The organism is Nocardia sp. NPDC088792, from assembly GCF_044750615.1.
Taxonomy (GTDB): Bacteria; Actinomycetota; Actinomycetes; order Mycobacteriales; family Mycobacteriaceae; genus Nocardia.
Window position 1 is genome coordinate 1,157,332 of sequence record NZ_JBIVKC010000004.1, and the last position, 9,361, is coordinate 1,166,692.

Genomic DNA, 9,361 nt, shown 5'->3' on the forward strand with positions numbered 1-9,361 from the left:
TTTTCGCTCTAGCTGGCCGCGCCGACCTTCTCGGCGTGGGCGGTGGTGAGCAACTCCCAGGCGTGGGCGCGGCCGGTTTCGGTGTCGCCCATGCCGGCCAGCATGCGGGCGAGTTCGATGATTCGCTCGTCCTGGGTGAGGGAGCGGACGCCGGATTTCACGCCCTTGCCGTCGTCGACCTTGTCGACCACCAGGTGGGTGTCGGCGAAGGCGGCCACCTGCGGCAGGTGGGTGACGACGATGACCTGGTGGGTGCGGGCCAAACTGGCCAGGCGACGGCCGATTTCGACGGCCGCGCGGCCGCCGACGCCCGCGTCGACCTCGTCGAAGACCATGGTGGTGCCGTGTTCGGAGCTGGCCAGCACTACCTCGAGGGCGAGCATGATGCGGGAGAGCTCACCACCGGAAGCGCTCTTGCTCAAGGGCAGTGGATGCGCGCCGGAGTGCGCGGCCAGGCGGAATTCGACCTCGTCCACACCGGTGGAGCCCGCGTGCAGTTCCTTGCCGTCCACTTCGAGCGGGGCCGAATCCTGTACGCCCGCAAGGACGGGCGCGATGCCGACCTCGAGGCGGGCCCGGCCCATGGCCAGACCGCCCAGTTCGGTGCTCACCGCGGTCGCCAGCTTCCCGGCGGCCTTGGTGCGGGCCGTGGTCAGCTTGCGGGCGGTATCGCGCACCTTCTCCGCGGCCGACTCGACCTCCGCCGCCAGCGCGGACAACGCCTCCTCGGAAACATCCAAGGAGGCCAAGCGAGTACGCGCCTCATCCGCCCACTTGATGACGCCGTCGATATTCGGCGCGTATTTCCTGGTGAGGGTCTTCAGTTCCGCCTGCCGGGTCAGCATGGATTCCAGCGCACCGGGATCCGACGGCAGATCCGACAGATACGAGCTGAGCTCGGTGGTCAGGTCGACCACCACGGAAATGGCCTCGCCCAGCCGCGGCGCGAGGGCGGTCAGCAGGGGGTCGTCGGCGGTGTCCAGGCGCGCGCGGGCGGTGCCGAGCAGGTCCAGGGCGCCCGAATCCTCACCCGGACTGTCCGCGGGGCCGGCGAGCGCGTCGTGGGCCGCCGAGGCGGCCTCGCGCAGTGAATCCAGGTCGGACAGTCGCCGCACCTCGGCGACCAGGTTCTCGTCCTCCCCCGGTTCCGGTGCGACGGCGTCGATCTCGTTCAGCGACTGCGTCAGATGGTCGGCTTCCAGCGCGAGCTCGCGGCTGCGGGCCGTCCGCTCCAGCAGCTGATTCCGCGCGTCCAGCCAGGTCTTGCGCGCCTTCTGATACTTCTTCAGCAGCGCCGCAACGGAGTCCGACGCGAACTGGTCCAGGGCGTGCAACTGCTGGTCGGGGCGCTGCAGCCGCAGCTGGTCGTTCTGGCCGTGCACGGTCAGCAGGGGCCCGGTGAAGTCGCCGAGCACCGAGGCCGGCACGCTGCGGCCACCCAGGTGGGCACGGGAGCGGCCGTCGCTGCCGACGGTGCGGACGGCGATGATGCTGCCGTCGTCATCCGGTTCCGCGCCGGAGGATTCGAGCACTTCGGCCACCTCGTTGCGGGCGCCGTCGTGCACCTCGTCGACGGTGAACCGGCCCTCGACGACGGCGCGGGACGCGCCCAGCCGGACCCGGCCCGCGTCGGCGCGGGCGCCGCTGAGCAGGTGCAGGCTGGTCACGACCATCGTCTTGCCCGCACCGGTCTCACCGGTCAGAACGGTCAAACCCTCATGGAATTGTGCGGTGGCGGTGGAAATTACGCCCAGCCCGTCAATCCTGATCTCTGTCAGCACTCGTGCTCTCCGTTCGGCGGTCTTTTATCTCGCCTGCGCTCGGGCGCTGCGTGGTTACGCTAGCTGCCGCCTCCGCGCCTGACCGCACAGACGGGCGGCCACGCCAGCCTGTCACGGGCAACTGGAATTTGCGCACCATCCGATCGGCGAACGGCGCGGAATCGAGCCGTACCCACCGCACCGGTTCGGCCCCGCGGACCGTTTCGACCCGGCCGCCCCGCGGCAGTGCGAGGGTGCGTCGGCCGTCGAGGAAAACTATCGCGTCATGGCCCGTCGCAACGGTTTCCACCGCGATCCGCGACTCCGGGCTGGTCACCAGGGGCCGCGCGAACAGCGCGTGGGCATTGCTCGGAATCACCAGCAGCGCTTCGAGTTCGGGCCACACCACCGGCCCGCCCGCCGAGAACGCGTAGGCGGTGGAACCGGTGGGCGTTGCGATCAGCACACCGTCGCATCCGAACGAGGACACGGGCCGCCCGTCGACCTCCAGCACGACTTCGAGAACGCCCATGCGCGCGGCATTCTCGATACTGGCTTCGTTGAGCGCCCAACCCCGTTCCACGACCACATCATCCACGCGCACACCGACATCGATGGTCATGCGCTCTTCGATCATGTAATCGCCGCGCACCACCTGCGCCAGCGCCTCGTCCAGGCCCTCCGCCTCGGCCTCGGTCAGAAACCCGATACGGCCCAGGTTGATTCCCAGCACGGGCACCGACACATTGCGCGCCAATTCGGCCGCACGCAGGAACGTCCCGTCACCACCGAGCGCCAGCACCATCTCGCAGCCGCGCGCGGCGTCCGGATTGTGCTCCATGACCCGTACCGGATAGCAGTCCGGCACACCGTTGTCGTCGACATCGAACCGCGTGCTGTACGCCTCGTCGTCGAGCACGCGCAGCCCGATCCCCGCATCCTCGAAGATCTTCGCCACGCGATGCGCGGTCTCGGTGATTTCGGACCGACCCGGATGCGCGACCAGCAGAATCTCCCTGGCCGCACCCGCAGCGTTCACTGTGGACCCTCCTCGACCGCCCGATCGATCAGCGCGGCAACCCGCGCCGCCTCGTCCGAATCGTATGCCCACCCGCCGACGAGCGCCGCCACACCGCCACCATTCGCGGCAGTCTCGGCCGCCGCGAGCGTCGCATTGGGCGAATCCGCGGCGCCGGCGGCGACATCCGATGCTGCGCCGACGCCACCGGGTGACCGGCTCCCGGCCGCCGCATCCGGCCCAGCCGTTTCGACATTGCCGGACGACAAGCTTTCCGCCGGCGCGTTCTTGCGCAGCCACAGGAAGTATTCGACATTGCCGGACGGACCCGGCAGCGGGCTGGCGGTCACGCCGAGCGTGCGCAGGCCGAGTTCCGCGGCGGCGGCAGCCACCTCGCGCACCACCTCGGCGCGCAGGGCCGGAGCCCGCACCACGCCACCGGATCCCACGCGTTCCTTGCCGACCTCGAACTGCGGCTTCACCATCGGCAGCAGATCGGCGCCCGGCGCGGCGCAGGCGGCCAGCGCGGGCAGCACCAGGGCCAGCGAGATGAAGGACAGGTCGGTGACCACCAATTCGACTGGGCCGCCGATGAGTTCGGGGGTCAGGGCGCGAACATTGGTGCGGTCGTGCACATGGACGCGGTCATCGTTCTGCAGCCGCCAGATCAGCTGCCCGTAACCGACATCGGCGGCCACCACCTCCTTGGCGCCGCGCGAGAGCAGCACATCGGTGAACCCGCCGGTGGACGCGCCCGCATCCAGGCAGCGTTTCCCGGACACCGATACGCCCTGCGGTTCGAAGGCCTCGAGCGCGCCGAGCAGCTTGTGCGCGCCGCGCGAGGCCCACTGCACCTCATCGGGCTCGTCGCGCACCACCAGTGGCGTGGCCGTTTCGACTCCGGTCGCGGGCTTGGTGGCGACCGTTCCATTGATCAGGACGCGGCCCGCCGCGATCAGTTCGACCGCGTGTTCCCGCGATCGCGCCAATCCGCGGCGAACCAGTTCCGCGTCCACCCGTGCGCGTCTGGCCACCTCAGATCTTGTCCACCGTTGCCAGGGCCTGCACGAGCACATCGTGTGCCTGCTCCAGAATGCGGGCGCGCCGCACCAGATCCGTGCCGTCGGAGACCGAATCCCGCGCACCGGCCGACAATTCGGCCAGCAGCGCGTCCACCTCGGTACGCACCCGATCCGGGTCGGCGAACTCCTGATTCGCGCCCGGCAAATGCTGCCCGGGCATCGGCACCCCAGGACGGGGTCCCGGCGCGGGGAACGGCGGGCGAGGGGTCGGCGTAGTCATCGTGGCGACAACGCTACCCGAACTCGCATTCGAACACACGTACCCCACCGCGTGAACATACCGTCAAGGACAGCGCGCGGGCGCGGGGCACGGTCGCCCGAGCGCGCGGTGCACGAAATCGGTTGCGCCGGTCTGCAAGCATTGAGCGAATGGACCGCGAATTCGATGACCTGATCGCCGAGGCCGCCGCCGCGCCCGTCGAAGGCTGGGACTTCGGCTGGCTCGACGGCCGCGCCACCGAACAACGTCCCTCCTGGGGCTACCAGCGCCGGCAGGCGCAACGCCTCGCCACCGCTCGCGCCGCCCTCGATATCCAGACCGGAGGCGGCGAGGTGCTCGCCGCGGCCACCGTCTTCCCGCCCGCCATGGTCGCCACCGAATCCTGGCCGCCCAATATCGCCAAGGCCACCGCCCTGCTGCATCCGCACGGCGCGATCGTCGTCGCCGATCCGGACGAACCACCCCTCCCGTTCGCCGACGCGGCCTTCGACCTGGTCACCAGCCGCCACCCGGTCACCATCTGGTGGGCCGAGATCGCCCGTGTCCTGCAGCCGGGCGGCAGCTACTTCGCGCAACATGTGGGACCGGCGAGCGTATTCGAGCTCGTCGAATACTTCCTGGGCCCGCAGCCGGAGGCCCGGCGCGGCCGCAATCCGGAGACCGAGGCCGCCGGGGCGCGCGCCGCCGGGCTGGAGATCACGCAATGCCGCACCGAGCGACTCCGCGTGGAATTCCATGACATCGGCGCGGTCGTCTACTTCCTGCGCAAGGTCATCTGGCTGGTCCCGGGCTTCACCGTGGACGCCTACCGGGAGCGGCTGCGGGAGCTGCACCAGCAGATCGGCAGCGACGGGCCGTTCGTCGCCCACTCGGCGCGCACGTTGATAGAGGCGCGAAAGCCTTTGTGAGACTTCACACTCCGACGGAGAAGTGATGCGAGGTGATGGCCATATGGTTCCGCATGTAGAGCCGGTGCGCGGGGGCACGATCCGCGGCGACACCCGAATCCAGGTGTACCGCTTCACATCCGAGCCGTTTCGCCTCCGCCTTGACCCACTGCACGAGTGAGTCGCCGTAGCCGTGGCCGCGCGCCTCGGGCAGGGTGCTCAGGTCGTCGACGTAGACGAACTGCCCCCACGCCGAGGTGAAGGTCTCCCGGAAACCCAGCACCGACACCGCTTCATCGGAGACGCCGTCGAATACGCCGATCAGCCGGTAGCCCAGCGGGCGCAGCCGATTGTCGACGATGTCGACGATCGCGTCCACGGTCTCCCAGCGCGGCCGCAAGGCCAGCATGGCCCGGCCGGCCAGCTTCGTCTCCCCGAGCGCGATCTCCCTGATTTCACTCATACCGTCGACGGTATCGACCGCAGTGGTCCTTTCCCAGGGCCAATTCCAGGGAACTTCACAAGTCCACTTCGCGAGTCACGAATCAGTTCGGGGCGACCGGCGGCGCGGCCACCGGAATCGCCCGGCCCGGGTATTCGCGCAGGCGAGCAGTGATCGCGTCGACGATATCGCCGTCCTCGTCGGTGATCGTCGGGGTGTCCGCGACCGGATGATTCAGCGCGTCAAGCGATTCCGCCACATAGGTGGGGTGCTGATATGCCGAACGGGTGCGCAGGTCACCCAGCGTGCTCACCCCGGTCAGCACCATGAGGGATTCCAGGCCCACGGTATGACCACCGTCGATATCCGTATCGAGCCGGTCGCCGACCACCAGCGCATCCCGGGTACCCGCCCGTATCAGCGCATCCTCCAGCAGCGGCGCGTACGGCTTGCCGGCGACGATCGGATCCCGATCGGACGCGGTCCGGAGCGCGGCCACCATGGAACCGTTGCCGGGCGCCAGCCCACGCTCGGTCGGCAGGGTGGCATCGGTATTGGCCGCCACCCACAGCGCGCCGGACCGCAGCGCATACGCGGCCTCGGCCAGATCGGCCCATGCCGTATTCGGCGAATGCCCCTGCACCACGGCGGCGGGCGCATCCCCGCCGAACCGGCGGATCGGCTGCAGGCCAACGGCCTTCACCTCGGCGACCAGGTCATCGCTTCCGACGACCAGCACCACCGCGCCCGGGTCCAGCCGCTCGGCGAGCATATGCGCCGCGGCCTGCGCGCTGGTGACGACCTCGTCTTCCCGTGCGCCGAACCCGAGTTCGTGCAGATGCTCCGCCACCGCGGCCGCGGACCGGCTCGCATTGTTCGTCACATAAACCAGCTGCTGCCCATCGGCGGCCGAAAGCGCCTCCGGCGCACCGGGAACCACCTCCTGCCCCCGATACAACGTGCCATCCAGATCCAACAGCAGTGCGCCGAACCGCTCCCGTAGCAGCATGCAGACGCTCCTTTCACATAGACCGGCTCGAAACCACCGACCCGATCCCATACCCACAGGCCAGCGCCCCCAGTATCTCCGGCTTACCCGCTACCACCCCACCCGCCCCAACTCGGTGAGCCGAATGGGGTGGTAGAGAACGAAAAAAGCGGCAGGCGCATTGCTGCGCCTGCCACTCTTCAACCTTCACATCTCACCGGCACTCATCACGCTCAGCTCAATGCCCGTAACCACCGAGCCGGCTGCCGGGCTTGCCGTGCCCGGCAGTGCGCCGGGCGGTTCGTCGTGTTCTACTTCGCCGAGTCGGCTGCTTCGGCCGCGTCATCCGCCGGCTTCGCCGCGGGCTGCTTCGCTTCCGCGGCCGCGTCGGCAACCTCGGCTACAGGCTCCGCGGATTCGGTCTCGCCCGAATCAGCCACGCCGGCAGCCTCTTCGACAGGCGCGTCCGAACCGGTGGCGCCGGAGACGTCCTCGTCGGCGACCTCGGCCGGGGATTCCGCGGCGTCGGTGCCCGCCGAATCGGTCTCCGCGGCAACCTCATCCGAGATCTCGTCCGAGTCCTCATCGTCTGAGTCTTCGTCGTCCGAGTCCTCATCGTCCGCGGCCTCGTCATCCGCGTCCCGGTCGTCCTCGTCCTCGTCGTCGAAGGCAGCCGTCCAGTCAGAGCCGTCGTCACCTTCGGAGAGCGCCGCGGCACGCTCCTCGGCGTCCGTATCGCCTTCCACGTCGGCGGAGGCGGCGTTCATGAACCAGGTCAGGGCCTCTTCTTCACGGCCGGCGGCGAGCAGCGCCTCGGCGTAGGCGTAGAAGAGCCGCGCGGCGGCCGGGCCGGTGCGGGCCGGATCCAGTTCCGGAGTCTGCAACGACACCACGGCCTGGTCGTACTGGCCCAGGTCCATGCGGGCGCCCGCCACCACGATGCGCAGTTCGGTGGCCTCGTCGCCGGTGAGCATGCGCGCCTCGTCGCTACGGCCGAGTTCGATGGCCCGCTCCGGACGGCCCAGACCGCGCTCACAGTCGGCCATGACGGCCAGCAGGCCGGCGCCACCGGACATGCGGCGCGCGGTACGCAGCTCGGAGAGGGCCTCGGCCCACTCGCCCGCGTGATAGGCCGCCACACCGGCGGTTTCACGCACGACGGCAATACGCCCGGCCCGCTGCCGAGCTGCCCGCGCATGCTGCAGCGCCTGCTCCGGATCCTCGTCCAGCAGCTGCGCCACCATCACCAGATGGCGGGCGACCGCCTCGGCATTGCTCTTGTCCAGGCTCAGCAGATCGCGCCGCACGGCCGAATCCAGATCGGAGGGCTGCACCTCGTCGGGCAGCTCCGGCTCGTCCGGCCGAGACGACCGGCGCTCACTCGGACGGCCACCGCTCACCCGAGCGCCTTCACCACCCCGTCGCCGATCCGGCCCGCTACCGCCCTCGCGCTCGAAACCCTCAGCGCGCGAACCGCCCTCGACCGACTCGTCCTCGGACCGCTTGCGGCCGAATCCTTCCCGATCCCGGTCAGGACGCTCGGCCCGGCCGCGGTCGAACCCACCGTCCCGCTTGTCCCCGGATCCACTGCGCCCGAAGCTCTTTCGATCATCCCGATCGCCACGGCCGAAGTCGCGCCGCTCGCCATCCTTAGCGAACCCGCGCCCCTCACCACCGCGATTGAACCCACCCCGGTTCTCACCGGAACGATTGAACCCACCCTCACGGCCGGCTCCCTGTCCCTCACCGGAACGGTTGTACCCACCTTCACGACGATCGCCGCCACGATTGAATCCACCCTCACGGCCTTCGCCGGAACGGTTGAAACCGCCCTCACGGCTGCCACCACGGTTGAAGCCACCTTCACGGCTGCCACCACGGTTGAAGCCACCTTCACGGCTGCCACCACGGTTGAATCCGCCTTCACGGCTCTCGCCGGAACGGTTGTAGCCACCCTCGCGACGGTCACCACCGCGATTGAAGCCACCTTCGCGGTCGCCGCCACGGTTGAATCCGCCCTCACGGCTGCCACCGCGATTGAAGCCACCGTCACGACCCTCGCCGGAACGGTTGTAACCGCCCTCGCGATTGCCGCCACGGCTGGATCCACCATCGCGGCCTTCACCGGAACGGTTGAAGCCACCTTCACGACGGAAGCCGCCCTCACGGCTGTCGCCGGAGCGATTGAATCCGCCGCGTTCGCCGCCGCTGTTGCGGTTGTAGCCGCCGCCCTCGCGGTTGCCGCCGCCACGGTTGAACCCGCCTTCACGGCTGTCGCCGGAACGGTTGAAGCCGCCACGGTCATCGCCCGAACCGCCCGAACGGCGGAATCCGCCACGCTCGTTATCACGGTTCTCGGGACGCTTGTAGCCGCCGCGATCGTTGTCGCGGTCGCCGCCTCGGAAGCCGCCGCGGTCCGCGCCGTCACGGCCACCGCGGCCGCCGTCGCGATTGAAGCCACCGCGGTCGCCGCCGCTGTTGCGGTTGTAGCCGCCGCTGTCGCCGCGGTTCGAGCTGCCGCCTTCGCGGTTGCCACCGCGGTTGAAACCACCGTCGCGGCCGCCTTCGCTGCGTTCCCGCCGGGGGCCGGAGGAGCGGCCTTCACCCGAGTTGTCGCGCGCCGGCCGGTTGGAGCCGCTCTGTCCGGAACCGCCGTCACGGCGGAAGGGTTTGCGGTCGTCGTTCTGCTCCGCCACGGTGATCCCTCTCTAGTCTTGTAAGCCTGCCGTACCCGGCCGCGGCGCTGGCTCGCGTGAGGGCCGGCGGGACGCTCCCGCCTACCACAAATTCAATCACGCGTGCTCGAGCGTGCACGCGGCACGGGCGCTCAAACGCAGAAAAGGGGACCCCGTGAGGGTCCCCTTTTCGCAAGGATGTTCCGGCGGTGTCCTACTCTCCCACACCCTGTCGAGTGCAGTACCATCGGCGCAGGTGGCCTTAGCTTCCGGGTTCGGAATGGGACCG

At 69.5% G+C, this 9,361-nt stretch carries 9 protein-coding genes and 1 rRNA gene; 2 read left to right on the forward strand and 8 right to left on the reverse strand.

What is annotated here, in order from left to right; translation table 11 throughout:
* Positions 1–8: 8 nt before the first annotated feature.
* The 4 genes from recN to ACIP5Y_RS32170 are packed head-to-tail and all read right to left on the reverse strand — an operon-like array spanning position 9 to position 4,020.
* On the reverse strand, positions 9–1,781 hold the full coding sequence (gene recN / locus ACIP5Y_RS32155) for a DNA repair protein RecN (RefSeq protein ID WP_400355802.1): 1,773 nt from the start codon (positions 1,779–1,781) through the stop codon (positions 9–11).
* Positions 1,759–2,799 (reverse strand): NAD kinase, encoded by a 1,041-nt coding sequence (locus ACIP5Y_RS32160; protein ID WP_400355803.1) that lies wholly within the window; start codon positions 2,797–2,799, stop codon positions 1,759–1,761. Before ACIP5Y_RS32160 ends, recN begins: the two co-directional genes overlap by 23 nt.
* Positions 2,796–3,812: a TlyA family RNA methyltransferase gene (locus tag ACIP5Y_RS32165; RefSeq protein WP_400355805.1), complete on the reverse strand. Its 1,017-nt coding sequence runs from the start codon at positions 3,810–3,812 to the stop codon at positions 2,796–2,798. The genes ACIP5Y_RS32160 and ACIP5Y_RS32165 overlap by 4 nt, the downstream gene beginning before the upstream one ends.
* A 1-nt stretch (position 3,813) precedes the next feature.
* Positions 3,814–4,020 carry a hypothetical protein gene (locus tag ACIP5Y_RS32170; protein WP_400355807.1) on the reverse strand — a complete coding sequence of 69 codons (207 nt, stop codon included), beginning with the start codon at positions 4,018–4,020 and terminating at the stop codon, positions 3,814–3,816.
* Between the two features lie 209 nt (positions 4,021–4,229).
* Here ACIP5Y_RS32170 and ACIP5Y_RS32175 point away from each other — a divergent pair, with 209 nt between their 5' ends.
* Entirely contained in the window at positions 4,230–4,988 is a 759-nt protein-coding gene (locus tag ACIP5Y_RS32175; protein WP_400355809.1) for a class I SAM-dependent methyltransferase, read from the forward strand.
* Positions 4,989–4,992: 4 nt separating this feature from the next.
* On the opposite strand, the gene ACIP5Y_RS32180 is transcribed toward ACIP5Y_RS32175, so the two are convergent.
* From ACIP5Y_RS32180 to ACIP5Y_RS32190, 3 genes are all read right to left on the reverse strand, one after another.
* Positions 4,993–5,430 (reverse strand): GNAT family N-acetyltransferase, encoded by a 438-nt coding sequence (locus ACIP5Y_RS32180; protein ID WP_400355811.1) that lies wholly within the window; start codon positions 5,428–5,430, stop codon positions 4,993–4,995.
* An 82-nt stretch (positions 5,431–5,512) separates the two neighbouring features.
* Complete coding sequence (locus tag ACIP5Y_RS32185; protein WP_400355813.1) at positions 5,513–6,418, reverse strand: HAD-IIA family hydrolase; 906 nt, start codon at positions 6,416–6,418, stop codon at positions 5,513–5,515.
* Between the two features lie 290 nt (positions 6,419–6,708).
* Positions 6,709–7,704: a hypothetical protein gene (locus ACIP5Y_RS32190; protein WP_400355815.1), complete on the reverse strand. Its 996-nt coding sequence runs from the start codon at positions 7,702–7,704 to the stop codon at positions 6,709–6,711.
* Between ACIP5Y_RS32190 and ACIP5Y_RS32195 the strand changes: the two genes are divergently transcribed.
* On the forward strand, positions 7,648–9,117 hold the full coding sequence (locus ACIP5Y_RS32195) for a hypothetical protein (RefSeq protein WP_400355817.1): 1,470 nt from the start codon (positions 7,648–7,650) through the stop codon (positions 9,115–9,117). The genes ACIP5Y_RS32190 and ACIP5Y_RS32195 overlap by 57 nt on opposite strands.
* Before the next feature lie 156 nt (positions 9,118–9,273).
* On the opposite strand, the gene rrf is transcribed toward ACIP5Y_RS32195, so the two are convergent.
* Positions 9,274–9,361 (reverse strand): 5S ribosomal RNA (gene rrf / locus ACIP5Y_RS32200); the annotation flags it as partial.